The 25,571-nt window shown below is 39.4% G+C and carries 25 protein-coding genes; 15 read left to right on the top strand and 10 right to left on the bottom strand.

Translation table 11 applies throughout. From position 1 onward, the window contains the following. Positions 1-12: 12 nt before the first annotated feature. The 7 genes from H9648_RS03120 to H9648_RS03090 all read right to left on the bottom strand — a co-directional run bounded on the left by H9648_RS03120 (position 13) and on the right by H9648_RS03090 (position 8,585). Positions 13-2,478: an ABC transporter permease gene (locus H9648_RS03120; RefSeq protein WP_191752370.1), complete on the bottom strand. Its 2,466-nt coding sequence runs from the start codon at positions 2,476-2,478 to the stop codon at positions 13-15. Next, positions 2,441-3,172 carry an ABC transporter ATP-binding protein gene (locus H9648_RS03115; RefSeq protein ID WP_191752368.1) on the bottom strand — a complete coding sequence of 244 codons (732 nt, stop codon included), beginning with the start codon at positions 3,170-3,172 and terminating at the stop codon, positions 2,441-2,443. Before H9648_RS03115 ends, H9648_RS03120 begins: the two co-directional genes overlap by 38 nt. A gap of 94 nt (positions 3,173-3,266) precedes the next feature. Beyond that, positions 3,267-3,974: a 4'-phosphopantetheinyl transferase family protein gene (locus tag H9648_RS03110; RefSeq protein WP_191752366.1), complete on the bottom strand. Its 708-nt coding sequence runs from the start codon at positions 3,972-3,974 to the stop codon at positions 3,267-3,269. A 167-nt stretch (positions 3,975-4,141) separates the two neighbouring features. Continuing rightward, positions 4,142-4,423 carry a hypothetical protein gene (locus H9648_RS03105; RefSeq protein WP_191752363.1) on the bottom strand — a complete coding sequence of 94 codons (282 nt, stop codon included), beginning with the start codon at positions 4,421-4,423 and terminating at the stop codon, positions 4,142-4,144. A 422-nt stretch (positions 4,424-4,845) separates the two neighbouring features. Then, positions 4,846-5,988, bottom strand: coding sequence for a Ger(x)C family spore germination protein (locus H9648_RS03100; protein WP_191752361.1), 1,143 nt, complete (start codon positions 5,986-5,988; stop codon positions 4,846-4,848). After that, positions 5,988-7,085, bottom strand: a complete 1,098-nt coding sequence (locus H9648_RS03095; protein WP_191752359.1) for a GerAB/ArcD/ProY family transporter — start codon at positions 7,083-7,085, stop codon at positions 5,988-5,990. Before H9648_RS03095 ends, H9648_RS03100 begins: the two co-directional genes overlap by 1 nt. Before the next feature lie 3 nt (positions 7,086-7,088). Beyond that, positions 7,089-8,585, bottom strand: a complete 1,497-nt coding sequence (locus H9648_RS03090) for a spore germination protein (RefSeq protein WP_225218689.1) — start codon at positions 8,583-8,585, stop codon at positions 7,089-7,091. Positions 8,586-9,039: 454 nt separating this feature from the next. Between H9648_RS03090 and H9648_RS03085 the strand changes: the two genes are divergently transcribed. After that, the gene (locus H9648_RS03085) at positions 9,040-9,219 is read left to right on the top strand and encodes an aspartyl-phosphate phosphatase Spo0E family protein (RefSeq protein ID WP_191752357.1); all 180 of its coding nucleotides are present in this window, start codon (positions 9,040-9,042) and stop codon (positions 9,217-9,219) included. Positions 9,220-9,229: 10 nt separating this feature from the next. Here the strand turns inward: H9648_RS03085 and H9648_RS03080 are convergent, their stop codons facing one another. Next, on the bottom strand, positions 9,230-10,129 hold the full coding sequence (locus H9648_RS03080) for a LysR family transcriptional regulator (RefSeq protein WP_191752355.1): 900 nt from the start codon (positions 10,127-10,129) through the stop codon (positions 9,230-9,232). A gap of 269 nt (positions 10,130-10,398) precedes the next feature. On the opposite strand from H9648_RS03080, the gene H9648_RS03075 reads away from it, so the two are divergent. After that, positions 10,399-11,022 carry a methanogen output domain 1-containing protein gene (locus H9648_RS03075; RefSeq protein WP_191752353.1) on the top strand — a complete coding sequence of 208 codons (624 nt, stop codon included), beginning with the start codon at positions 10,399-10,401 and terminating at the stop codon, positions 11,020-11,022. Positions 11,023-11,045: 23 nt separating this feature from the next. On the opposite strand, the gene H9648_RS03070 is transcribed toward H9648_RS03075, so the two are convergent. After that, positions 11,046-11,942: an STAS domain-containing protein gene (locus tag H9648_RS03070; RefSeq protein WP_191752351.1), complete on the bottom strand. Its 897-nt coding sequence runs from the start codon at positions 11,940-11,942 to the stop codon at positions 11,046-11,048. Positions 11,943-12,114: 172 nt separating this feature from the next. Further along, positions 12,115-12,315, bottom strand: a complete 201-nt coding sequence (locus H9648_RS03065; RefSeq protein ID WP_066397748.1) for a cold-shock protein — start codon at positions 12,313-12,315, stop codon at positions 12,115-12,117. Positions 12,316-12,690: 375 nt separating this feature from the next. Between H9648_RS03065 and moaA the strand changes: the two genes are divergently transcribed. From moaA to H9648_RS03000, 13 genes are all read left to right on the top strand, one after another. Continuing rightward, complete coding sequence (moaA, locus tag H9648_RS03060; RefSeq protein ID WP_191752349.1) at positions 12,691-13,710, top strand: GTP 3',8-cyclase MoaA; 1,020 nt, start codon at positions 12,691-12,693, stop codon at positions 13,708-13,710. A 141-nt stretch (positions 13,711-13,851) separates the two neighbouring features. Next, entirely contained in the window at positions 13,852-14,709 is an 858-nt protein-coding gene (locus H9648_RS03055; RefSeq protein WP_191752347.1) for a VOC family protein, read from the top strand. 64 nt (positions 14,710-14,773) lie between these two features. Beyond that, positions 14,774-15,448, top strand: coding sequence for a TVP38/TMEM64 family protein (locus H9648_RS03050; RefSeq protein ID WP_191752345.1), 675 nt, complete (start codon positions 14,774-14,776; stop codon positions 15,446-15,448). A gap of 175 nt (positions 15,449-15,623) precedes the next feature. Then, positions 15,624-16,166 (top strand): peroxiredoxin, encoded by a 543-nt coding sequence (locus H9648_RS03045; RefSeq protein ID WP_191752343.1) that lies wholly within the window; start codon positions 15,624-15,626, stop codon positions 16,164-16,166. 221 nt (positions 16,167-16,387) lie between these two features. After that, positions 16,388-16,837 carry a TlpA family protein disulfide reductase gene (locus H9648_RS03040; protein WP_066397740.1) on the top strand — a complete coding sequence of 150 codons (450 nt, stop codon included), beginning with the start codon at positions 16,388-16,390 and terminating at the stop codon, positions 16,835-16,837. 12 nt (positions 16,838-16,849) lie between these two features. Further along, positions 16,850-17,284: a Dps family protein gene (locus H9648_RS03035; protein WP_191752340.1), complete on the top strand. Its 435-nt coding sequence runs from the start codon at positions 16,850-16,852 to the stop codon at positions 17,282-17,284. A 362-nt stretch (positions 17,285-17,646) separates the two neighbouring features. Beyond that, positions 17,647-18,636: a TAXI family TRAP transporter solute-binding subunit gene (locus H9648_RS03030; protein ID WP_191752339.1), complete on the top strand. Its 990-nt coding sequence runs from the start codon at positions 17,647-17,649 to the stop codon at positions 18,634-18,636. Between the two features lie 64 nt (positions 18,637-18,700). Next, positions 18,701-19,189: a DUF1850 domain-containing protein gene (locus H9648_RS03025; RefSeq protein WP_191752337.1), complete on the top strand. Its 489-nt coding sequence runs from the start codon at positions 18,701-18,703 to the stop codon at positions 19,187-19,189. Positions 19,190-19,241: 52 nt separating this feature from the next. After that, positions 19,242-21,167 carry a TRAP transporter permease gene (locus tag H9648_RS03020; RefSeq protein ID WP_191752670.1) on the top strand — a complete coding sequence of 642 codons (1,926 nt, stop codon included), beginning with the start codon at positions 19,242-19,244 and terminating at the stop codon, positions 21,165-21,167. Between the two features lie 215 nt (positions 21,168-21,382). Then, positions 21,383-23,002 carry an ABC-F family ATP-binding cassette domain-containing protein gene (locus H9648_RS03015; protein ID WP_191752335.1) on the top strand — a complete coding sequence of 540 codons (1,620 nt, stop codon included), beginning with the start codon at positions 21,383-21,385 and terminating at the stop codon, positions 23,000-23,002. Between the two features lie 162 nt (positions 23,003-23,164). Then, positions 23,165-23,488, top strand: coding sequence for an MGMT family protein (locus tag H9648_RS03010; RefSeq protein ID WP_191752669.1), 324 nt, complete (start codon positions 23,165-23,167; stop codon positions 23,486-23,488). Positions 23,489-23,514: 26 nt separating this feature from the next. Next, entirely contained in the window at positions 23,515-24,003 is a 489-nt protein-coding gene (locus H9648_RS03005; protein WP_318243473.1) for a GNAT family N-acetyltransferase, read from the top strand. A 167-nt stretch (positions 24,004-24,170) separates the two neighbouring features. Then, positions 24,171-25,547: a DUF2254 domain-containing protein gene (locus tag H9648_RS03000; protein WP_225218688.1), complete on the top strand. Its 1,377-nt coding sequence runs from the start codon at positions 24,171-24,173 to the stop codon at positions 25,545-25,547. The last annotated feature ends 24 nt before the right edge of the window (positions 25,548-25,571 follow it).

Here is a 25,571-nt window from a genome sequence, read left to right as displayed (position 1 = left end):
CTCATTCCTTCTTTACTCATGTTTTAACGCTTGTTGAAGATCATATTTTACAGCCTTCCGAGCTGGTAAGTACGCTGCTAGAAGACTTACGATCACTCCCATCATTATACCTACGAGTAACGTACTAAACGGTAGTGTAAATTCGATCATCTCGTCTTTTGTCGTTAACGTGTTAAGGTAGATGGTTATAACTCCCATGATGATACCGAATACGATTCCGTTTATTCCGATCAAAAGCCCTTCTGTCAGTATCGTCTTATAGATCTGTGAAGAGGTAAAAGCTACCGCTCGCATGACTCCGAGTTCTCGCATCCTCTCCATCACGTTCATGAGTAACGTATTGACGATACCAATACCTGAAACCAAGATTGTGATGAACAGAAGCCCGTTAAATAGAGTCCTCACACCCGGAAGGGCCCGTTCTTGTTTGATCACTTCTTCTCTCATCGTCTGTATCTCCAGAAAATTAAAAGGAGATGTGGCTAAGAGATCATTTTTAATCCTGTTCTCTTCACCTTCTTCTGAGATGCTTAATAAGGCATGATAAGGTCGGCTACCTGGAACGAGCGCATCGTAACGATCGTTCTCTATAAACGCCGCATACCCTCCGTGATAATTCGTGTTCACCTTTCCGATTACTTTCAATGACTGAACGTCGTTGTTCACACGAACCTTGATATCTTCTCCCACTTTACCGCCCCATTCATCAAAAGCAAATGAACCGAGTAGGACGCCTTTTCCGTTTTCAAAGGCAACTGTCGTCTTTTCTTCTTTTGTATCAAAATAGAACAGAGGGTGTTTCTCGTTCCATTCAGGGTCTACACTTACCAATTTGATCTGTCTAGTTGTTTCATCCGTATCCCATGTAACATCTGTTTCTTGGTACGAATAAACATCATCGACCCCACGAACATTCTCAAGGTCTTTCACATCTTGTTCTGTGATCTCTTGTTCTGTCGTGATCTGGATGTCTCCACCGAACGAACGAGCGATATCTTTTTTCGTGTTGTTTTCAAGTGATGTAAAGATCGATGAGACGAACAACCCTAAACAGATCGCAAACGCTAAGATCAACGCCATGTTCGCAGATCGGTTCAATGTAAGAAGCAAGTTATTGCACGCGATCTTTCCTTCAAATCCGATAAAAGGCAGTTTCATGATAGACGAAACCTTGTATTTCATCAGAATAGGAAAGAGTAGGGCAAAGCCAAAGAATAAGAAGAAGATGGATAGCGCGTGCTCGATCAATCCGAATCCTAGCATGACGATGCCTAACACAACACGTAGTCTGTTCGTCTTTGGTTTTGATTCTGGTATATTTTTTAGTGTCTTTATGATATCTAGGCGACTCGCATGTGTTACGGGTAATAAGGACGCTACAAGCGGAATCAACAGACCTAGCGAGATGGATAGTAATAACGCCCATTGATATTTCATGGAAAAATCAAAATCTGTTTGAAACGAACTAAACAATCCGGTCTGAAGTAACGAACCCAATCCAAAGCCGATAGGGAGGGCGATCAAGATACCTATGACCGATAATGTTACTACCTCAGTTAAGAAGATTTTCTTGATCTGCGACGGTGTATATCCGATCGTCTTCATGACGGCGATCTCATTTTTTCGTTCTACGATCGTGACATACAGGGTGTTGTATAAGATGAACGCGGATATGAACATCGCGAGTCCACCGATCACATACAGCATCAAGTAGAGTTCTTCTAACTGATTGGATTGTTTCTCGTCTAGAACGACTTCTTGCAGATACACATTATCATTTGAGATCGTTCGTTCTAAGTTTGATATGATTTGATCGGTAGGTTTCTTATCGAACTTCATTCGAACTTCTTGTACTTGATTTTCTAGAGAGTACCATTTTTGCAGGGTATCAAGTGTTACTAAGGCACGCCAACTTTTGTTCTTCGCATCTTCCCAGCTTGTTGGTCCTTCTAGAAGAGGAGTGTCTCCAACGATTGCAGCGACAGTCGTTTGTTTTTCTCCTTCTGGAAGGTTGACGTCGATCGAGTCACCGACCGACAAGTTCCAAGTGGCAGCTGTAGATTTCGGAAGAATCAATCCTTCTTTGTTCAGCTCTCCTTTAACGTTTGTTAAAGACAACATTTCGTTGTTAAAAGAAGAGAGCCCAGTCAGCCGAATCCTTCTTTGATCTTGATCCAGTCCCTCTTGACCGGTATCCACGTAAGCTTGTTTATGGATGAGACCTAGTGAGCTCTTCACACCGTCCACATCTTCTGTTTTAGCTAATACGTCTTCTGCAAATAGGTTCTCACGGCTTAAAATAGAATAGTCAGCGTTTCCCGTATACAGTTCTAACCGTTTCGTCGTTACATCCTGTGCGGTCTCTACGGTACTGATCACGGCGAACATGGAGGAGACACCGAGTATGATAGCAAGCAGGGTGAGAAGTGTACGTACTTTCTTACGAGTTAAGTTTCGCCAAGATGTTTGCCATAACATCAGTGTTTGCTCCTTCCCCTTGACGGATGTCTGATTCGATCAGGCCGTCTTTGATGAGAATGATACGATCCGCATAACTTGCTGCGTAAACATCGTGGGTGACCATGATAATCGTAAGTTTCTTTTCTTGGTGAAGTGTCGTGAGCAAGCGAAGGACCTCAGTTCCTGATTTTCGGTCCAAGTTACCGGTCGGTTCATCCGCTAAGATCAAAGGAGGATCCATGCTTAACGCTCTTGCGATCGCTACTCGTTGTTGTTGACCCCCACTTAGTTGGGAAGGATAGTTCTTCTCTTTCCCTGTAAGACTGACCGAGGTTAAAAGGTTTGAGACCGTTTGATGGATATCTGTTTTTTTCTTACTAGCAGCATGCATCGGAAAACCAACGTTCTCTTCAACGGTAAGGTTTGGAAGCAATTGATAGTTCTGAAAGATAAAGCCGATCTGTTCCCGGCGGAACAGCGTGCGCTGTTTCTCACTCATGGTATGGATGGACTCATCGTTAATCGTTATCGATCCGTTGTCAGGCTGGTCAAGGCCACCTAGAAGATTTAGAAGGGTACTCTTACCAGAACCTGAAGGACCCATGATTGCTATGAACTCTCCTTCTTCTGCCTTAAAGTCTACTCCCTTTAAAACATTGTAGGACTTGGTGCCGATCGTGTAATTCTTCTCAAGATTCTGCACATGTATCATGGTCTACCTCCTGTAGTTATATACTGAGTATATATTAATATATATACTCAGTATATACAAACTTATTTACTGAGTATATACAAAATGAGGCGTATTAACCATTTATGGTAGATGTTAGGGCATTGTGTTTAAGTAGTTCGTAGGAGAAATCTAACTGTTTTATATTAACGGAGGTTGATGTACATATGGAAACAATGCTATCTCCTCTCATAAAAGAATTGAGATGATAGTGATTAACTTCCGCGTTTTGAAGCTGAACTGAGGAAGTGACATAACCTGTAATAGCATGAGGAGAGGAACTGAAGCCTGTGCCTTCTGCTTTTAAGATCGCTTCTTTTTGCGTCCATAGATGGAGTAGAGCCCGTTCTGGATCTGGAGTGAATTTCAGGGCTTCCATTTCTTCGTCGTTCAAAAATAAGGAACTGGCTTCTATTAAACTCTGACCGGTCTTACATTCAATATCTACACCAATACTTCCTTTGGTTATACCGATCACAGCCGAGTGTTTACAGTGACTGATATTAAAACTGATGTGAGAAGGGTTGTATGTTAAGTCAGGCTTACCGAAGGAATTATAGGAAAGAGAGATCGATGAAGGAGGTTTATTGATATACAACGCTAACAACTGTCTCAACACATAACGACATTTAAGATAGGTGTCTTTTTGTTCAGAAACTCTGAAGGTGTTCAGCCGAGAGATCTCGTCATCTGAGAGGATAGACATATCCACATCTAAAGGCTGTTGTAAATCTAAAAACCATAAATGAACTTCTGTTGCTGATGTAGTAAGTTGTTGGACCATATCTAAAACCTCCTCTTTTCATTAACCATACAAGAATCACTCAAGGCTTTCTATATGGTTCAATGAACATTGCGGTAAATACGAGTAAAGAAAAATAAAAAAAGAAAAAACACTTGTTTAACAACTTTAAACAAGTGTTTAAGATAGTACATTTTGTTATCTATTTACTACGATTCATTGATCAACTTAGTAGGATAGATCAATGAAGAATATCTCCACAATGAATATAGGTTACAGTTTTGACATCTACTGATGGAGATAACGTGGTTCCGGTCCGAATAATCAGGATCTGATAGTGTGGAAACGCGTTTTGAATCGAGTGCTGTACTTTTGTAATCTGGTTCGCTATGGTGGATCTCATCCCACGCATGTTCAGCTAGTTCTCCACAGTGAGGACAATTAAAATTCTTCGCTGAAAAGGTTGGTGGGGAATATGTATTTAACGCCATCTCTTCTCTTCCTTTCTCTTGTCTATTATTAAACTTATCTATAACAATAGGATAGCTTGTCTGTAAAAAAATTCAAGATTTTTAAAGAAATTATACTGAGATCAGGGTGCTCTGATAACACTATTACGATTTTAATTCGTTATCATAAACAAGTCCGAACACTCCCTGAAAGAGGATGGAAGAAGCATCCCATCTATTACCGAAGTTTATGCACATGACAAGCAAAACGAGGTAAGCCACTTTATTATTGTTCATTTTTTTGAAGGGGTGCGTGCTTCCTTTTTCCAAAGTGGCATCCCTCTTTTTTGCAGCAACTTATATAGGGTGATGTAGGTGAACGGGAATAAGAAGGATAGTAAGGTGAAAAAGATAAACCGCCAAGTAAGAATGCGAGCTAATAATTCATTTATTTCGAACATCGCTTATCGTAGACCTCCTGCTGAGCTAATCGTCGTATGGATGTGTGTATTTATCTTTACTTGGCTAAAGTGATTTTTACCCGTTTCCCAGTTTTTTTTTAGTTTTAACCATTCTTTATGATGATGCTTTTCCATGTAGACACCGAGACCTAGAACATCGGTTTTATACTGGTTCTGAAGTTTCTTAATAAATGGCTCTGTTTTTTTAGCGATCTGTTTTTCTACTTCTTTTTTTACATGATCTGCTGAAATTGTACGTGTATCCATCTGTTTATTGACTTCCTGGATTTCTCCTTCAACGCTAATTGTGATTCTGAAGGTAAGCTGTCCGTTCTTAGTTGGAACGAGTTTGATCTTGCTTTTCGATTTATCTATTTTATAGATGTATAGATCGTCATCTAATTCGAAAAAAAGCATACCGTTTTGGAATTCACCGTTCAATATGTTCATAGCTTCTGTATCTTTTTCATTTAGTACATGCGTTAATCTGCTTGATTCCCCTTTTATGATAGCGGCCCCACCAAGCTTGATCTCTTCTGTATTCTTATAATGCATCACTGGCAGGACGAATGAACGGTGAGCTAACAGGTCTTCCTGCAGATCTCCTAACCTCTTAATACTCGCAGTACGTGAATGATTTTGTACATTTGCAGCGAGCGTATCCATATAGATTGCCGGCAGTTTTTCGTTATTTTCAACGTTAAGATACCTCTTTGTATTTCCTTTTGTAATAAAAACACGTACACTGCGTCTAATATCTTCATGTCTGACAAAAAAATCAAGAAGACGCTCCATTCTTTCTGGGTGTTTTGCCACCTGATCTGAAATCAAAATGATCTGGTTGTGAGCAAAATACAACTCTTTGTTTGAGTATTGAGCAATATTTGATATTTGTTCAGATATATCGTGACCTTCATCCTCAAAGTTTTGGTACGCTTTTTCATTTGTTGATTCGGGTTTTAGAGACCTTGGGACGGCCACTTGAAAAGTTCCGTTCATCACTGGCTGACTTGAATCATCACCCGATTTTTTCTCATCAATTCCGACACCAATCACAAAAGCCTTTTTCTCGATCTCTCGTGCTCCGCAACCTTGCAACAAATTAATAAGGAGGAGGGTTGATAGCATATAACAAGGCTTCTTCATTATTTCACTCCTCTGATCTTAGCGATAATATAAAGAGGAATCGGTATGATCGCAATTAATGCCAAGCTGACTCGTCCGATAAATGTTCCCATCGCTTCCATACCTTCCATGCCTATCGGAACCATCGAGACGAAGAAAATGATAGGAGACAGGATGACGATCAATGTCTCTTTCTTTGCTTTTTTAAATAGAGATTCTAAGACGATGAGTGAAGAATCAATAGACATCGATGTTGTATTAAAGATCGTCATGATCCATATCGTAAAATAGACAGATTCGAATCTTTCAAAAAAACCTCCAGGAAGTTCGATCTCCTTACCTAGCTCGATCGTTGGGTTCTCTAAAAAATCGGTCCCGAGATTAGAAAACACAGCCACACACGAAACAAAGACCATCGTGTAGATGATAATGGAGATAAATACACCTTTCACCGCGGCAGAGGATGCTTTATCAGGTTCATTTACGAGGTAAGAATAGCTTAAGATAATGGAGATGCCGGTGAACGAAAAGAATATATTGATCATACCTGACCCATAGCCTTGTAAGTCCGTGGTGAGCAACGGATAAAAGTTATCTAGATGCATGATTCGAATATTTAAAACCACTAATAGCAATGAGACGATTAGTACGACAGGTAAGAACATCGAGTTTATACGAATAAGTGCTGTACGTGAACCAAACAGCGCATAAAGGGTTACGAGCAAAAAGAGTAGACTAAGGCTATCAGAGCTCGTGTTGGATAAGAGATATTTTTTGGTTATCTCTGCGATCGCGCGTATTTCATAAGCTGCTAATAAAGCAAAAAATGAACCATAAATAATGATTAAAGGGAAGGCGAGCGGCTTTGGGATGATCGCTAGCAATATTTCATAGATGCCTTTCCCAGGATACATTCGAATGAACTGCCCCATGATCCATACGATACCTAGCACGACCCCACCCATTACTAGAATGCTGATTATTCCGTCGATGCCGTTTGTTACAGTCGTGATATAGCGAGGCAGATTAAAGATACCTACACCAATTACCATGGAAGCTACTGCGTACATTAATTCTTTAGCACTGATGGAACGATCGGTGTATTTGACTTTGCTCACAGTTTATTCCTCTTTCTCTGAACGGACTTCATCTACAGTATCTAAGAAAACAGGTCTTTTTTTAATAAAAGAGATGGGCAAGCGTACGAATAGCTCTTTCCAGTCGTTGATAAAAATAGGAGCAAGAGGGGCTGCGTATGGAATACCTAGACTGGTCAGATTAACGATGTGTATGACAAGTACGATAAAAGCGAGTGAAATTCCATAGAGTCCCATCATGCCTGCAGCAAAAATAAAACTGAACAAAAGAATTCTATACGTTACACCCATGCTATAGACCGGTAATGTAAAAGAAGCGATCGCAGTGATCGCGATTACGATGACCATTACTGTACTAACGATTCCAGCTTGAACAGCAGCTTCTCCAATTACGATTCCTCCTACGATACCAATCGTTTGTCCGATGGGTTTCGGAAGACGCAGTCCTGCTTCGCGTAGTAGTTCCATTGTGATCGCCATCATCAGAGCCTCAACAAATGCTGGAAAAGGAACCCCTTCACGCGAAGCGGCAATTGAAAAAGCGAGACGTGACGGAATCAAGCCTTGATGAAAGGAAACAAGAGCTATATAAAAGGATGGAAGAAATAGTGAGATGAAGACAGCGAATGCACGCAGCATGCGCAGCAGTGACCCGATGTGCCATCTCTCATAATAATCTTCAGGTGACTGAACGGTATCTAGAATCGAAATGGGTGCGATCAGTGCGTTTGCTGTCTGATCAGGAATAATCGCTAATCTTCCTTGCAATAGTGAGAGTGCAACTTTATCAGGACGCTCCGTGCTAATAAACTGCGGAAAGGGAGACATGAAGTTGTCTTCTATCGATTGCTCGATAATGCCGGAATCGATAGGTGCGTCAATGCTTATATGCTGTAAACGGTGTCTCGCTTCTTCTACAATGGCAGGATTGATCACATCACCTATATACAATAAAGCTACTTTTTTCTTCCCTCGTTCACCAATCACAAAAGTCTCTATCTTCAGGTTCTCATCTGTGATCTGTCTACGAATCATCGCGATGTTGACACCGATCTCTTCTGTAAAACTTACTTTAGGCCCACGGATAAGAGATTCTGTTTGTGGTTCTTCGATAGCCCTAACTTTGCCGCCATGCGTATCAACACTAAAGCCTTCATTAATATAATCCATTAAGATGATGGTTTTGCCGTTCAAAAGATGATTGATCACATCATTCAATTTAGTAACTTTAGCGGTTTGAGCGGTTAGATAGATATCGGAATACATTTGCTCAAATAACGATGATTCCACAGGTGGTGCGTATCTTATGTATTTGATGGATTTTAAGATGTTCTGCAGCTTATCGGAATCAACTAAATCTGCCATATACAGAATAGTTAAAGCTGTGTCTCTGATTTCGTACTGTAACATTTTTAAATCTGGTGTTGGACCGAGCGTAGTTTGAATCCCTTCCAGATTGCTAGAAAGACTGTTACTTAATAATGGGGACTGGTCTATATGTGGATTTCCTTCTTTTTTCAAAAGCAACAGACCTCCCTCTTTTTTTACTAGGTATGTCCATTGAATGAGGTGTTTATTCCTGTAACTTGGTAGAAGAGAAAATATAAGTGGCGTGCAAAAGAAAAGAGAAGCCCATAAGCTTGAACGGAGCTTCTCTTATTTCGTTTTTTGTTATTTTAAAAGACATCTTTGAAAAGTTGATTGGAGTGTAGGGTGGGAGACTCCTGGGGGATCAGTGTGCCAGGTGAGACACCTTATGGCGCAAAGCGCCAAGGTGGCTCACCGCACGCCCCCCGGAAAGCGAGCACCTGAAATGGAAATCAACCACTTGCAAGAACAACATTGACTAAGATGCCTTAAGAATAGATTAGCAGTCTTTAACTATTTCTAAATTTACATAAAAACAAAGAACAACTATGATAAATTCATATCCATTTATTTGGAAGTAGTTTGTTGATAGAAAGGGAAATCATTCATGGATATTGATCTAAATATATTATTGCAAGAAATTAAAATCTGTCGTCAAGAAATGTATGATCTTAAACCAAGTTCCAATGATTTTTCAGATGCTGATCTCGTCAAACAGAGTCAGAAGCTGGACAAACTGATCTATCTTTATCAAAAAAGAATAATAGAGAATCCATCTGTTAAATAAAAGATCAAAACTACTGATCTAAAAGATGCTTTACTTTTTCTTTAAATTCTTTTGCTTCTACAGACAGACCTTTTGTTAAAGGATACAATGTCCAAAAGTCTTGATAGATTAAATCAGGCTGCTTGAACGGGATGATAGCTAAGTTGCCGTTCTTTACATCCGCATTGTTTTTGAAGGTGAAGTTAAAAACAAAAGAAAAAGCATGTCCATCCAAGATCGCAGAACGCATGACTTCAATATTATTGGATGAGAATAAAATCTGTTCGTTCTTTACGTATTTATCGTTGAATGTAATACCTCCTTTAGAATTATAAATCACCAGTTTTTCATCGCTCAACTCATCTGGCGTAAGAAAATCTTTGTAATACAACGAAGATTTCTTGCCTGAACAAACGCACACGTGTCCTGTGTACAACAATTCATAGTCCACCCCTTTTTCATGCTGAAGGTTGGATACTTCATAATCTGTAAAAGGACTTAGACCAATATCAATATGTCCGTTCTTCATTTCCTCTAATATATGATCTTGATCGATCTCTCGAATCATTACGTTCGTTTCAGGAAATTGCTCATGAAACAATAAGAAGGCATCGTACACGATGTACATGAGTGCTGGTGCACAACCAACCTTTAATACATGTTTTTTGGCATGTTGTTTATCTGCCAATTCTTCATGAAGCTCTTGCATCTTCTTAAGTATTTCATAAGCTTTGGATACAATAAATTTCCCATCATTAGTAGGAATCGTACCTTGTCTAGATCGAGTGAAAATAGTAACGCCAAACTCTCTTTCGAGTTGAGTGATCGATTGTGATATCGCTGAAGGAGATAGGTGAAGTTTGTCTGCCGCCTTCGTGATCGAACTTTCTTTGGCCACTTCTACAATATATTTCATTTGTTCTAAGTTCATCGTTATCTCCTTTATTTAAGCTATATTTAACTAAGTTAATTTTAACTTAAACTTGACTGAATGAAAACCGTTTCTGATAGGAACCCGTTCCCCTCAGTGTAAGTTATTTAGAATAAAAAAGAGTGCTTGATAACTTAAGCAGTAAAATATTTATTTCGATGAGTAAAATAATGTTTTAAACAATCTCATTCGGGTATCCAAAGAGTGTTGTCCATATCTTGCCAAAATAAGTGAAACAGCATGTAATTCAAAGAAAGGGTAGATGCAGTATGAACCTTTCAAAAGGTGAATTGAATGGACACACTTTTTTAGCAAAACTCATTACTCAATATGCCCACATTCATAAAAAATCAATTGGTCCCGCTGCGGAACAATATATCGAGGAGCTAGGTCTTCGTACCGGCGAATGGATAGAGAGATTCTATGATGATCCATTGGAATGGACGGTTGACCAATACGTTCATGTTATCGTGGATTTAAAGAATTCCATCGGCGGGCATTTTGAGATTGTCAGTGTAAAGCCTGACCATGTAATAGTTCGTGCAAAAGAGTGTCCTTTCGGGGAATTTGTTAAGGATGCACCACACTTATGCAAAATGACATCCAGTATACTTGGAGGTATCGCAGCGCGAAAATTTGGTTATGGAAAAGTTTCGCTGCGTCAAAGAATCGCTCTAGGAAATACAACCTGTGAAGTAGCCATATATTTTCAGCCTGATGACCGAGAACAAGGTGATATCTTTCAAGACATTCCGGTCACGCCAGAAAACGGTGATCCTTTTTCTTGGGAAGAAGAGACCATCAGTATGCTCAATAATGAACTAAGAAAATGTGATGAGATGGTTGAGTCACTTCTAAAAGAGCTAGAGGAATTAAAACGTGGCAACTCCTAAAAACGATTAAAACAGACCCTGAATCAGAGTCTGTTCTTTTTGTTGGTTTTAATTGTTTTATCCAATTTTCCATATCCAAAGTCAGCCAATGCTTGAAGCAGGTTTCCCTTTAACGTGATTTCATCAAAATTTAGATTCAAGCTTACAGACGTTTGTGCGATCTCGGGACTCAAACCTGTAAGTGTTGTTTTAACCCCTAAAAGTTTCAATGTTGAGACAAGTTGGAAAAGCCGGTGAGCAACCATTGTGTCAATGTAATTCACACCGGATAGGTCGATAACTAAAGAAGTGATTTCATGATCTAAACACTGCTGCAGCGTAGCCTCGAGTAAGAGCTTTGCACGGTTCGTATCTATATCACCGACGACGGGCAGAACGGCTACTCCAGGAAAGAGAGGCACAACAGGGACAGATAGTTCTTGAAGAGATAGATGGAACTGTTCACTCACGTCTCTGTAATTTTTCACATATGATTTACTGAATGCTTGTACCGCGTAATCGATTATCGGATTGATCGTCATAGAAATATGCAATACGGAATCTAAAGACATCGATTGCAGAGAACCTTCCTCTTTTATAAAATCCCATATTACTTCCCGGTAGAAAGATGTACTCTCAAGTGTTGTATCGAGCGGCTGGCCAGAAAGAACAGCGAGCATGCCGATATTCTCTCCCCATTCGAAAATCGTTTTCTTTGAATCAGATACTTTTCCAGATACAGCGTCACCGATTAAACGAATGAAAGAAATGGATTGTTGGAGTTCTTCGTTCTCATTCATAGGAGCATTTTGTTGAAGTGAAACATATACGTTGCTATTTTGTATGTTAGTTATGATCTTCTCTGCAATTTGAGGGGCATTTTCAGCAATTCGTGTACCGATTTTAATCTGATCTTGTTTCTGCTTCAAGTGAAGATTCATTTTGAACTCCTAATTATTTATGGCGTTAAATGTATTTTAACAAAAATACTTAACACATGTTTGAATTTACTGAAAAATTTTTAAAACTATGAAATGTTCAAGATGAAGTATGTTTCGAAGTAATAAAAAAAACAGGACTCTTTTGCAAGAGTCCTGTTTATCTATTGGGTTATTATGCTTTACGTACGTTAGTAGCTTGAGGTCCGCGTTGTCCTTGTTCAACTTCGAACGTTACGTCTTGACCTTCGTCTAATGATTTGAAACCGTCAGCTTGGATAGCTGAGAAGTGTACGAATACATCGTCTCCACCTTCGCGCTCGATGAATCCGAAACCTTTTTCTGCGTTAAACCATTTAACTTTACCTTGTTCCATTTTTGTTGCCTCCTGTCGTGCCAAACCGCACAATAATACTATCTCTGCTCAAAAATATCAAGATAATAGGTTTACCTGTACAATCGAACAAAAATAATTCTTATTTATCGTAACATTTTACTAACCAATAAACAAGTGCAACACGAAAAAGGAAATGATTAAATATTCGGTATGATCATTAAAAGCCTATGGAATAAGGATTAGCGAAGTAAGATGCAAAAAAATTGGTAATAATGATCTATTTAAAAGTTCAAATAGTGATTATGAACTAATCTCTCTCTTTTTAAAGAAGAGCAATTTTGTAAGTGGTTCTGGTTTTAACTTCCTTTTATTCGTGGTACATTGATAAAAATACTAAACAAATGATGTGATGATATGAATGTAGGTAATGGAATCACTGATCGTTTGCATCGTCCGCTTCAGGACCTGCGGATTTCGGTAACTGATCAATGTAATTTTCGGTGTACCTATTGTATGCCTAAAGAAATTTTCGGACCAGATTATCCATTCTTAACACCAACTGAGTTATTATCTTTCGATGAGATCGTACGTATTGCTTCCCAGTTTGCAAAGGCAGGTGTGGAAAAAATTCGAATTACTGGCGGTGAACCTTTACTTCGTAAAAATCTTCCTGACCTGCTGAAGCGTCTACAGGCAATAGAAGGAATCAAAGATATTGCATTAACGACTAATGGTGTACTCCTTCCAAAGATGGCGGTTTCTTTAAAGCAAGCAGGTATGGACAGAGTAACCGTGAGTTTGGATACGCTTGATAACGATTTATTCGGCTACATTAACGGACGAGGTGTAGGGGTTTCTCCAGTATTGAAAGGAATAGAAGCAGCACATGGAGCGGGTCTAGCTGTCAAAATAAATATGATGGTCAAAAAGGGGATCAATGACAAAGAAATTCTTCCAATGGCCCGTTATTTTAAAAACACGCCATATGTTTTGCGATTCATTGAATATATGGACGTTGGCACCTCAAACGGTTGGAATTGGGATGATGTAGTATCAAAGGATGAGATCTTAAAGATGATTGATTCAGAGATGCCGTTGAAAGCGGTTGATCGAAAATATTATGGAGAAGTTGCCAAACGCTATCAATATGCCGACGGTCAAGGTGAGATTGGCATTATTTCTTCAATCAGCGATACGTTTTGTTCGACTTGTACAAGAGCGAGATTGTCTGCAGATGGAAAAGTCTACACATGTCTTTTTACAGGGAGAGGGACTGATCTAAAAGACTTTGTACGAGCTGGTGCTTCTGACAAGGAGATTTTCGATCGCATTGTTGAAATATGGGGAAATCGTTCTGATCGATATTCAGATGAAAGAAAAGAGCAAGGAATAAGTGAAAGAAAAAAAATAGAAATGTCCTATATTGGAGGCTGAGGAAATCAGCCTCTTTTTCTTTTCATTTTTTGCTAGTTGAAGTTTGTTAATAACTATTTTATAATAACTTACATAAAGTAATTAAATAATCAATAACATTTGTCATGTTCACTATTAAATAGGAAAGAAGGACGAAAGATAATGCCTATTCATAAAGAAACTCATATCGGAAGTGTGACTTTACAAGTTAAGAATCTAGAGAAGCTTATTACCTTTTATACAGAAACGATCGGTCTACAAATTTTATCAAAACGAGAAAATAGCGTGAAATTAACTGCTGATGGGAAAACGCCAATCCTTATTTTAGAAGGTAATCCTGAGCTTCAACAACGACCAGTGAAAAGCGCAGGTCTATATCACTTAGCTTTGCTTGTACCTAGTAGAAAAGATCTTGCGAATGTGCTGTATCACTTTGTTGAAACAAACACACAACTGTTAGGAGCGTCTAATCATAGATTTAGCGAAGCGATCTATTTACAAGATCCTGAGAAGAATGGAATTGAAATTTACAGAGATGTTGATCGTAAAGATTGGGTACGAGATGAAAGAGGAAAACTGCCAGCCGTCAGCGAACCATTAGATGTACAAAGTCTTTTAGCGGAAAGAGATATAAAGACTTGGAGTCGTCTGCCAGAAAACACGGTCATGGGCCATGTGCATCTGAATGTATTAAATATCGCTGAAGCTGAAAACTTCTACATGAACGTATTAGGCTTTGAAGAACAGACAAGGATGGGGAACCATGCTCTATTCATCTCAGCGGGAGGATATCATCACCATATCGCCGTGAATATTTGGAACGGAATAGATGGCGAGTCAAACCGAGATGATGTAACAGGACTTCTTCATTATGAAATCATCGTTCCGTCGATGTTGGAAGTCGAAAAGGTTTTAAGTGCTCTAGAAAGTGAGCAAGTTCCATATCATATAGAATCGGAAAACATTTTGTTAAAAGATCCTTCAGGTAACGGAGTAATGATTAAAGCCGAACAGCGCTAACGTTTACAAACTCTCAAAATCAGGAATATTAAAAGTAAGAAAAAACGGCAAAGAGGGGGGTTATATGAAAAGAAGCACTTTGATGAAGATCACTGTAATCTTATTGATTGTTTTGTTTCTATTTGCTCTCAATTATTTTGTCTTTAAAATAACCCCTATATCTATGCGTGATTGGGTATTATCCTTTGGGATGGTCGCTCCAATCGTTTATATCATCGTAAATGTAATTCGGCCCTTTACTTTATTTCCAATCTCTGTTCTTTCACTTGCAGGCGGTTTAGCGTTCGGAGTAGTATGGGGAACGGTTTATACCGTATTCTCAGCGACGATTGGTGCGATTTTATCGTTCTACATCGCTAAGCATCTTGGAGCGAAATGGATCAAACAAAAAGCAGATTCACCGTCAAGAATTGAGAAATGGCAGAAACAACTGAAAGAAAAAGGGTTCCTTTATATCTTCTTATTGAGAATCATTCCTGTTTTGAATTTTGATGTTGTAAGCTATGTGGCTGGAATCTCAAAGCTTAAACTCCGTTCATACATTTTAGCTACGATGCTTGGTGTTTTACCAGGAACACTCGCATACAACTTGTTAGGTGACAGCTTTATTAAAGGGAATGGAACAATCATTGCAATTGCGATCGGCTTAGCGCTCTTTGTAGCTTGTATACCGATCCTAATGAAAAACAAACAGATCATAACTAGCCAAATTCACCAGCATAAAGAAGATAATGCATAGTCTTACTCCTACTATTGGAGTAAGGCTATTTTTTACGTATGAGCACAATACTTGTTCCTTATTAATAATTATTATAAATTAGTATTGACTTCAAAATAGAAGTGAGTATAATAAAGATTGTAACAAAATGATAATGATATTCATTATCATTTAAAACGTAAGGAGTGAATTTTTAATGGCAGAACGTATGGTAGGCAAACAAGCACCTCGCTTTGAGATGGAAGCGATCATGCCTAATAAAGAAACGAAAACAGTAAGTTTAGAAAAGAACATGGAAGATGGAAAATGGACGGTTCTATTCTTCTATCCAATGGATTTCACTTTCGTATGTCCGACTGAAATTACAGCGTTATCAGATAGATATCGTGAATTTGAAGACCTAGATGCGGAAGTAATCGGGGTTTCAACGGACACCGTTCATACGCATTTAGCATGGATCAACACGAGTCGCGATGAAAACGGACTTGGTGAACTAAATTACCCTCTAGCAGCCGACACGAATCACCGTGTATCACGTGATTATGGAGTACTGATCGAAGAAGAAGGTGTTGCACTTCGTGGCATGTTCATCATCAATCCTGAGGGTGAGATGATGTATCAAGTTGTTTTCCATAACAATATCGGCCGTGATGCTGATGAAACACTCCGTGTGCTTCAAGCTCTACAAACAGGTGGACTTTGCCCAGCCAACTGGAAGCCAGGACAAAAGACGCTTTAAGAATGTCGTTCTTGAAAGAAGTTGATTTCCGTTTCAGGATGCTCGCTTTCCGGGGGGCGTGCGGTGAGCCTCTTAGCGCTCTGCGCTGTTAAGAGTCTCACCTGTCCCGCTGATCCCCCAGGAGTCTCGCACCTTACACTCCAATCAACTCGTCAATGAAGCAGAAACAACCTTTTAAATATGAAAAAAATTTATTAAACAAACATTTTGGAGGGAAAAAGATGAAATTACGTGAACAAATGCCTGAACTTGATGGTGCTACAACGTGGTTAAATGAAGAAGTAACAAAAGAAGAGTTGGTTGGAGAAAAAGCAACCTTAATCCACTTCTGGTCGGTAAGCTGCGGATTGTGTAAAGAAGCGATGCCAGATGTTAACGAGCTTCGTGATGAATATGAAGATGATCTAAACGTAGTGGCTGTTCATATGCCTCGTTCAGAAAATGATTTAGACATGAGCGTTATCGAACAGATGGCGATCGGACATGATATTACCCAGCCGATCTATGTAGACAGCGAGCATAAATTAACGGATGCCTTTGAGAATAAATACGTACCTGCGTACTATGTGTTTGATAAAGAAGGAAAGCTTCGTCACTTCCAAGCTGGAGGAAGCGGAATGGACATGCTTCGCAAGCGCTTGAACCGAGTGTTGAACGAAGAAACAAAATAAGGAGATGTTTATATGAATACCATTCAAGAAGTATTAAATCGACAAGTAGCGAACTGGAATGTATTGTTTGTGAAACTACACAACTATCACTGGTATGTAAAAGGACCTCACTTTTTCACACTTCATGAAAAGTTTGAAGAGCTTTACAACGAAGCTGCAACGAACATTGACGAATTGGCTGAGCGACTGCTCGTTCTAAAAGGGACACCGGTCGCAACCATGAAAGAATATTTAGAGTTGGCGACAGTAGAAGAAGCAAAATCTAACGAATCAGCAGAAGGTATGGTTCAAAACGTTATTCACGATTTTGAACTTTTGATCGCAGAAATTAAAGAAGGAATGGAAGTCACTGAGCGTGAAGGTGATGAAGTAACACACGATATGTTATTATCCGTTCGTGAAAGCCTTGCAAAACATAACTGGATGCTACGTGCGTTCGTAAGCTAATAATAGAAGACTGTTTTCGTAAACTTTGTTGCTTTTGGAAGTGTGATTTCCGTTACAGGCTGCTCGCTTTCCACGGGGCAGGCGCTGAGCCACATTCGTCCGTTTCACTCTTAAGTGTCTCAGCTGCCCGCCTGTCCCGTAGGAGTCTCGCACCTTTCACTACAATCAATTGTCAAAGGTGACAAGGAGTTAAAAGTAATAATCTTTTAGAAAAGAGCGTAATAGAAAGAGAAAGGGTGGCTTCGGTCGCTCTTTTTTTATGTATAAATAATATATCTAATAATTATAATTATTCTGCAATTTTAACGAAGCTTATGATAAAATTTAAGAATGGACCAAATTATTCCAAAAGGAGGACAAACATGAAAAAGGGGATTGCATTATTTTTTATACTGATTCTTGCCTTTTCACTAGCAGCATGTGGTCAGAAGATTGAGACTCCATCTGAAAAGAAAGAAACGGGTGACAAGAGTGCTTCTTTGAATCTTGATCAGATCAGTATTGTAACAGGTGGGACAGGCGGTACATATTATCCACTTGGTGGAGAGATGGCTAAGATTGTGAAAGATGAGTTAGATGTTGAAGCAAACTCTCAGGCTTCAGGTGCATCTGTTGAGAACATGCAGCTGCTTCAAGATGGTGATGCTGATGTAGCGTTCACACAAACAGATATCGCTAGCTACGCAGTTGAAGGCAAAGAAATGTTCAAAGAAAAAGTTGATCAAGTAACGGGGATCGGGACATTATATCCTGAAACGATTCAGATCGTAACGTTAAAAGAAAGCGGAATTAAGAGTGTTGAAGATCTGAAAGGCAAAAAGGTTTCAGTTGGAGCACCAGGTAGTGGAACGTTCGCGAATGCTGAACAAATTCTAAAGATTCATGGCCTGACGATGGATGACATTGATGCGCAGCATCTGTCGTTCGATGAGTCTACTGAAGGAATTCAAGATAAGAACATCCAAGCAGCTTTTATCACAGCAGGAACGCCTACAGGTGCTGTTGATGCATTATCCGCTACGAATCCTGTAACGATCGTACCGATTGCAGATGACAAGATTAAAGAGCTGATCGAAGCTCATCCGTATTACATTGAAGATACTGTTAAGAGTGGTACTTACAAGATTGAAGCCGATGTAAAAACGGTAGCCGTTCTTTCTATGCTAACTGTTCGTAAAGATATGGAAGACGATGCTGTGTACGCGATCACAAAAGCAATCTTTGAAAACACGGATAAGATCAGTCACGCAAAAGGAGAGCTAATCTCAGCAGAGAATGCAGTAGAAGGAATGGGGATTGATTTCCATCCTGGAGCTAAAAAGTATTTTGAAGAAAAAGGAATCTTAAAATAAGAGGTGTCGAGCATGGACTAAAAGATCATTTTTTAGTCCATGTATTCTTATGAAGAAAATTTTTGTGATCATCTTGGGTTTAGTGATCTTAATCATGTTTTCAATGGTGCCATTTTTCAATTCCGTAGTGATTGAAGACGGAAAGACAGGGAAACCGTTAGCTTTCTTTGACGTAAAAGAAGGCAGTGAATTCAGTATTGAATACATACACTCGATTCATAAAACACCGGTTCGTGAAATCTATCACGTTCATCATGAAGTGATCCTTCAGACCGAAATGAGGTTTCAGGAATTTGGAGTGGGCATGCCATCTGGTGCAGCTGAAGGGGAAGTTTTTGCACAAAAAGGTGAGAACTATATTTTATCTAACATGAAGAGAACGTTTCCTTCATTAGATATTCGAATCGGACAAATTATAGCCAATCATACACTTCTTCTGAATGGGAATAAATATCCCTTCTCATCATTCAGTGAAAAAGGGTCTTGGGTTTCAATAAAAGTAGAGAAACTGAACGTATGGCAAAGGTTGATAGGAGGGAAAAAACTTGGATAAGAACAATCATAAAGAGCGTGAACAAATATCAGATCAAGCTGTACAAGAACTGATGGAAAAGTACGATCCAGAAGCTGGCTTTCGTAAATTAAAAGGTGTGTTTTATTGGATCACACTTATCGGTTTGATCTCTTTTTCATTATTTCAGCTCTATACAGCTATTTTTGGCGTATTGCCAGCACAATTGCAAAGAACGATTCATCTAGGCTTTGCACTTACGTTAATCTTTTTGCTATTTCCTGCTTCTAAAAAGAAAAAAGAAGGTAAGCCACTTTTTCAAGTCGCTTGGTATGACATGATCTTGGCTGTTCTATCGATAGCCGTAGGGTCCTATTGGTACATGTTCATGGATGACCTTGTTATGAGGGTAGGGAGATTAACGACTCAAGATTTCCTAATAGGTGTGCTCGCGATCATACTCGTTTTAGAAGCAACAAGAAGGGTCGTTGGGATGCCTATCACGATTATTGCAGGTCTATTCCTGCTTTACGCGTATATGGGACCTTATATGCCGGGCTTCTTAGAGCACAAAGGTTTGACGATCGAACGGATCGTACGGACGATGTTCTTTACAACAGAAGGTATTTTAGGAACACCGCTTGCGGTTTCATCCACATATATCTTTTTGTTTCTTTTATTTGGAGCCTTTCTCGTTAAAACGGGAGTGGGCGAATATTTCAATGATCTATCCATCGTTATCGCAGGAAGACGAGTCGGCGGACCTGCTAAGGTAGCCATTTTCTCGAGTGCTCTTCAAGGGACGATCAGTGGAAGCTCGGTGGCTAACGTTGTAACTTCTGGGGCTTTTACGATTCCGATGATGAAACGATTAGGTTATGATAAAAACTTTGCTGGAGCAGTAGAAGCAGCTTCTTCAACAGGTGGTCAGATCATGCCTCCTGTCATGGGTGCCGCAGCGTTTCTGATGGTTGAATTTATCGGGGGTGGTATTACTTATTGGGATATCGCCAAAGCTGCCGCCATTCCTGCGGTATTATACTTTGCAGGAATATGGATCATGACGCATTTTGAAGCCAAACGAATCGGTCTTAGAGGGTTATCTCGTGAAGAGATGCCTGAAACGAAAAGAGTTATTAAACAGGTGTATTTGTTGATTCCGATCGTTGTGGTTATTGTTTTATTAATGAATGGCGTGAGTGTTACAAAATCAGCATTATGGTCAATCGTGAGTGCGATCGTGGTAGGGATGTTCAATAAGAAAACACGCATGGGACCGAAGCTCTTTTTTGAAGCATTAGCCGATGGCGCAAGAACCGCTCTTGGCGTTGCAGCAGCAACAGCAGCGGCAGGTATGATCGTCGGAGTGGTTACGGTAACTGGTGTCGGTCTTAAGATGGCAAATGGTTTGCTAGAGTTATCAGGTGGCTATCTCATTCCGACTTTAATCTTAACGATGATCGCATCGCTTGTACTTGGAATGGGATCGCCGACTACTGCGAACTATGTGATCACATCAACGATTGCTGCACCAGCTATTTTATTGTTTGGTGTTCCTGATCTGTCCGCTCACATGTTTGTTTTTTACTTTGGAATTATCGCGGATATTACACCTCCTGTGGCATTAGCAGCCTTTGCAGCAGCTGGGGTTTCCGGCGGTGAACCGATACGAACCGGTATACTCTCATCAAAGCTGGCAATTGCGGCGTTTATTATCCCGTATATTTTCGTTATCTCCCCGCAGCTCATGTTGATTGATACAACATGGACAGAAGCCATTTGGGTGATCTCGACAGCATTTGTAGGAATGATTGCCATTGGTGCAGGAATGATCGGCTATTGGATGCGACCTCTTTCTTGGTTAGAAAGAATCGCAGCCGTTGTGGTTGGTTTCTTGCTGATCTATCCAGAAGGCATATTCAGTGCGATCGGTCTTGCAGCGTTCGCTCTTATGCTCGGAAGTCAATATTGGCTTTTGAAGAAAGACAACACACAAGCACCATCATCACCAGCGGTTTAAAAGATGATTTGCTCAGAGGTAATTGTGCTTCTGAGCTTTTTTATGTGTGCAAAGTTTAAAAAATTCAATGTGGGTAAAAGATTGTAAGGTTATACATCTTGTATTTATGATACAATCAGTAAGTATGCATTTTTGTAGGATACGGATTTGAATATATGTATGTAGGCTGATAGAGATAGGATGGTCAGTTATATATAAAAAGGAGAGATATCCAAATGATTACGGTAACTAACGTTGGTCTTCGCTACGGCGACCGCAAGCTGTTTGAAGACGTTAATATAAAGTTTACACCAGGAAACTGCTACGGCTTGATTGGTGCGAACGGTGCGGGTAAATCTACATTCTTAAAAATTCTTTCTGGTGAGATCGAAGCACAAACAGGTGACGTTCACATGACTCCAGGCGAACGTCTAGCCGTATTGAAGCAGAACCACTTTGAATATGAAGATCAAGAGGTTATGCAGACCGTTATTATGGGCCACGCTCGTCTTTATGAAGTGATGCAAGAGAAAGACGCGATCTATATGAAAGCCGATTTCTCAGACGAAGATGGAATTCGTGCAGCTGAACTTGAAGGTGAGTTTGCCGAACTAAACGGTTGGGAAGCTGAGTCTGAAGCGGCAATACTACTTAAAGGTCTAGGCATTAAAGAAGATCTTCACACGAAGAAACTATCTGAACTCACAGGTTCTGAAAAAGTAAAAGTATTGCTTGCTCAAGCTCTTTTCGGTAAGCCGGATGTTCTACTTCTGGATGAGCCGACGAACAACTTAGATCTTCAAGCGATTCAATGGCTAGAAGATTTCTTGATCAATTTTGAGAACACAGTCATCGTTGTATCCCATGATCGTCACTTCTTAAACAAAGTATGTACGCACATGGCTGACCTTGATTTTGGAAAGATCCAAATCTATGTAGGTAACTATGATTTCTGGTATGAGTCTTCTCAATTAGCGCTTCGTATGGCATCAGATCAAAACAAGAAAAAAGAAGAAAAGATCAAAGAACTTCAAGCTTTCGTTGCACGATTTAGTGCGAACGCATCTAAATCAAAGCAAGCTACCTCACGTAAGAAGTTATTAGATAAAATCTCTTTAGACGATATCCGACCTTCTTCTCGTAAATATCCGTATGTGAACTTTGGCATCAATCGTGAGATCGGTAATGATCTTCTTCGTGTTGAAGGTCTTACAAAAACGATCGACGGTGTAAAAGTACTTGATAACGTGAGCTTTATCATGAACAAAGACGACAAGATTGCTTTTGTAGGTAAACAAGAGATCGCCATCACGACTCTATTCAAAATTTTAATGGGTGAGATGGAAGCGGACAGTGGAACATACAAATGGGGTGTAACAACGTCTCAAGCGTACTTCCCGCGCGATAACTCGAAGTACTTTGCTGGCAGCGAGCAGACTCTTGTTGACTGGCTTCGTCAATATTCTCCTGAAGATCAAACCGAAAGCTTCCTTCGCGGATTCCTAGGACGTATGCTCTTCTCAGGTGAAGAAGTAATGAAGAAGCCGTCTGTATTATCTGGGGGAGAGAAAGTACGTTGTATGCTTTCTAAGATGATGCTAAGTGGATCAAATGTACTGATTATGGATGATCCTACGAACCACTTGGATCTAGAGTCGATCACAGCGTTGAACAACGGTTTGATCGGCTACAAAGGTGCATTGATGTTCACATCACATGACCATCAGTTCGTTGAAACGATCGCGAACCGTATCATCGAGATCACGCCAAAAGGAATTCTTGATAAGCAAATGTCTTATGATGAGTACTTAACGAATGATGAGTTGAAGAAGCAGCGTCAATTGATGTATCAATAAAACAACAAAGGAGTGTTAAGTCTGATTCTAGATTTAGCACTCTTTTTTATGTTGCTCTGTTGCTCTTGAATAAAGTTGATCGCCGTTTCAGGTGCTTCGTTTTCCGGGGGGCGTGTTAGACCAGAACAAGTAATATCTATATGTGAAAGTGGGGCAAAAATGATGGAACCATTTACTGAGAATGTTATTAGAGTCATCAAAAACATACCGAGTGGCTACGTCATGTCTTATGGACAGATTGCCCGCGTAGCTGGTAATCCGCGAAGTGCTAGACAGGTCGTCCGTATCCTTCACTCTATGAGTAAAAAACATGATCTGCCTTGGCACCGAGTAATCAATTCAAAAGGAGAAATCGGCATTCAAGATGAGGAATTATACTTTACACAAAAATCACGATTAGAAAGTGAAGGCGTGCATTTTAAAGGAAAAAATAGAGTGGACATCGAAACTTACAGATATTCGCCAGATTGCGAGGATACTATTTAATCACCAATTACAGGGAGAACTGAAAGATGCTGATGAAACAGATTCCGGTAATAAAGGTAGCAGAGTTAAGGGATAAAGAAACGATCCATAATCTTATGCAGTTTTATTTTTATGATTTCTCAGAGTATATTGATCTTCACGTGAACGATAATGGATTTTTTGGTCAGTATGCTTATTTAGATAGCTATTGGGAAGAAAATCGGCGTTTTCCTTATCTGATCCAAAAGGAAGGCAAACTAGCAGGGTTTGTATTAGTAAGCGAAGTACAGGAGTCCAACAATCCTTACTGGTCGATCTCTGAATTTTTTATCATGAAAAGATTCAGGTTTGATGGTTTGGGGAAACTGGCAGCGCATCAGATATTTGAAAAACATAAAGGGAATTGGCAAGTTTCTCAAATAGAAGCGAACAAACCTGCACAGACGTTTTGGAGAAAAGTGATAGGTGAATACACTGGTGAACAGTATGGAGAACGGAAGGAAGAGGGACGAGTCATCCAATCGTTTCTCCAATAGAATAATTTAGAAACGATGTGCGATTCTATCAATGGAATCGCATTTTTTTATTGTGATAAACGATAGAAAGTTTGACTTTTTTTTAATAGGGCAAAATAGGAGAGGAACTACTAATATTTTAAGTAAGCCCAAAATAATCGTTTTTTTACTTCTGAGGGGATGTACACATGTTTAGATTGAACTTGTTAGATAATTATTTAAAGAAATATACAAAAATGTCCGAGAGGGAACTGTCACATACTGTTCAATCGAATATGTGGTTTACTCCCTTACTTTATGTTTTGTTTTCTGCACTACTTGTTACGGTGACATTAACAACTGATCTAAAGTACGACTTAGGCAATCAGATGCGTCCTTTTTTTGCAGTGGATTATGATCTTACCCAAAATCTAGTAGGGACGCTTACTGCAGCCACGCTAACTCTGACCACCTTTACCTTTAACTTAATTCTTGTTGTGTTTACGACGTTTTCTGGACAGTTTTCTCCTCGTATGCTGAAAAACTTTATAGCTAGTAAGTCAACTCAGCGTGTTCTAGGGATATTTACTTCAAGTTTTATTTATATGTTGTTGAGTTTTTTATTTTTGAACAAGAGAATGGCTGAATATTATTTTGCTGTTCCTTTAGTAGCAGCAATCATTGCAGCGTTTGCGATGGGAACGTTTATCTTTTTTATTAATCATGCTGTCGCTTGGCTTCAAGTCAACCAGATGACGTATGATATGAAGAATGAAGCGTTATCTATTGTAAAAAGTACACTAGAGGATGAAGTGGATCCTTATAAAGTAAATGATTTAACGGCGGTGAACAGCGAAATATGTGAAGAAAACGGTAATGCGATTAAAGCTCGTAAATCCGGATTTATCCAATTGGTGGATTTCATCTCCATCATGAAAGAAGCAGAACGAGATGATATTGTCATACGTTTGGAGTATGCGATCGGAAGTTATGTATATGCTACAACGCCATTTATTACTTATTGGAAAAATGGTGAGGATGAAGTAGACGAAGAAAAATATTTGTCACTCATTAGTATTGGAAGAAGGCAAACGGAAGTACAAGATATTGAATTTAGTATTAATAAACTTGTAGAAGTTGCGATCAGATCTCTTGGAAATTATGATCCAAAAACAGCGATTAACTCTATATATCAATTAGGTGAGGTTCTTACTACGATTTCACGAGGATCCATATTCTCAAAGTACTTGGTAGATAAACAGAATAATCTGCGTGTCGTTTTACAAGAACGAGATTTTAGCCATTATTTATATAACGCTTTTGGGTATATTCGTCACTATGCTAAAGATAACGTGATCGTGTGTACGGAGATCTTGAAAGTTCTGGATTTGATGGCGAAATCCTTAAACAAACGGGATTATAACGCAGTCTGGGAATTTGGGGTACTAACCGCTAGCGGGTTAGAGAACCATTTCTTATTTGCACTGGATTATCAACAATTTCACAGAGCGTTGCAAAATCTTTCTGTAACGACCAAACATGAAAAAGAATATGAGGAGTTCTTGTTTAAAAGTAAACAACCATAAACGAAGAAAAGCCCGGTATAAGTA

This window comes from Fictibacillus norfolkensis, from assembly GCF_014836645.1.
GTDB lineage: Bacteria > Bacillota > Bacilli > Bacillales > Fictibacillaceae > Fictibacillus > Fictibacillus norfolkensis.
Note: the sequence above shows the minus strand (reverse complement) of the source record. Positions and strands in the feature narration are given on the sequence as shown.

Coding starts and splice junctions, on each gene's coding strand:
- H9648_RS03065 (WP_066397748.1), bottom strand. CDS start 12,315: ATGGAACAAGGTAAAGTTAAATGGTTTAACGCAGAAAAAGGTTTCGGA.
- H9648_RS03010 (WP_191752669.1), top strand. CDS start 23,165: ATGGAACCATTTACTGAGAATGTTATTAGAGTCATCAAAAACATACCG.
- H9648_RS03050 (WP_191752345.1), top strand. CDS start 14,774: ATGAAAAGAAGCACTTTGATGAAGATCACTGTAATCTTATTGATTGTT.
- H9648_RS03045 (WP_191752343.1), top strand. CDS start 15,624: ATGGCAGAACGTATGGTAGGCAAACAAGCACCTCGCTTTGAGATGGAA.
- H9648_RS03085 (WP_191752357.1), top strand. CDS start 9,040: ATGGATATTGATCTAAATATATTATTGCAAGAAATTAAAATCTGTCGT.
- H9648_RS03040 (WP_066397740.1), top strand. CDS start 16,388: ATGAAATTACGTGAACAAATGCCTGAACTTGATGGTGCTACAACGTGG.
- H9648_RS03115 (WP_191752368.1), bottom strand. CDS start 3,172: ATGATACATGTGCAGAATCTTGAGAAGAATTACACGATCGGCACCAAG.
- H9648_RS03030 (WP_191752339.1), top strand. CDS start 17,647: ATGAAAAAGGGGATTGCATTATTTTTTATACTGATTCTTGCCTTTTCA.
- moaA (WP_191752349.1), top strand. CDS start 12,691: ATGAATGTAGGTAATGGAATCACTGATCGTTTGCATCGTCCGCTTCAG.
- H9648_RS03005 (WP_318243473.1), top strand. CDS start 23,515: ATGCTGATGAAACAGATTCCGGTAATAAAGGTAGCAGAGTTAAGGGAT.
- H9648_RS03000 (WP_225218688.1), top strand. CDS start 24,171: ATGTTTAGATTGAACTTGTTAGATAATTATTTAAAGAAATATACAAAA.
- H9648_RS03035 (WP_191752340.1), top strand. CDS start 16,850: ATGAATACCATTCAAGAAGTATTAAATCGACAAGTAGCGAACTGGAAT.
- H9648_RS03015 (WP_191752335.1), top strand. CDS start 21,383: ATGATTACGGTAACTAACGTTGGTCTTCGCTACGGCGACCGCAAGCTG.
- H9648_RS03100 (WP_191752361.1), bottom strand. CDS start 5,988: ATGAAGAAGCCTTGTTATATGCTATCAACCCTCCTCCTTATTAATTTG.
- H9648_RS03105 (WP_191752363.1), bottom strand. CDS start 4,423: ATGGCGTTAAATACATATTCCCCACCAACCTTTTCAGCGAAGAATTTT.
- H9648_RS03120 (WP_191752370.1), bottom strand. CDS start 2,478: ATGTTATGGCAAACATCTTGGCGAAACTTAACTCGTAAGAAAGTACGT.
- H9648_RS03080 (WP_191752355.1), bottom strand. CDS start 10,129: ATGAACTTAGAACAAATGAAATATATTGTAGAAGTGGCCAAAGAAAGT.
- H9648_RS03110 (WP_191752366.1), bottom strand. CDS start 3,974: ATGGTCCAACAACTTACTACATCAGCAACAGAAGTTCATTTATGGTTT.
- H9648_RS03070 (WP_191752351.1), bottom strand. CDS start 11,942: ATGAATCTTCACTTGAAGCAGAAACAAGATCAGATTAAAATCGGTACA.
- H9648_RS03075 (WP_191752353.1), top strand. CDS start 10,399: ATGAACCTTTCAAAAGGTGAATTGAATGGACACACTTTTTTAGCAAAA.
- H9648_RS03020 (WP_191752670.1), top strand. CDS start 19,242: ATGGAAAAGTACGATCCAGAAGCTGGCTTTCGTAAATTAAAAGGTGTG.
- H9648_RS03055 (WP_191752347.1), top strand. CDS start 13,852: ATGCCTATTCATAAAGAAACTCATATCGGAAGTGTGACTTTACAAGTT.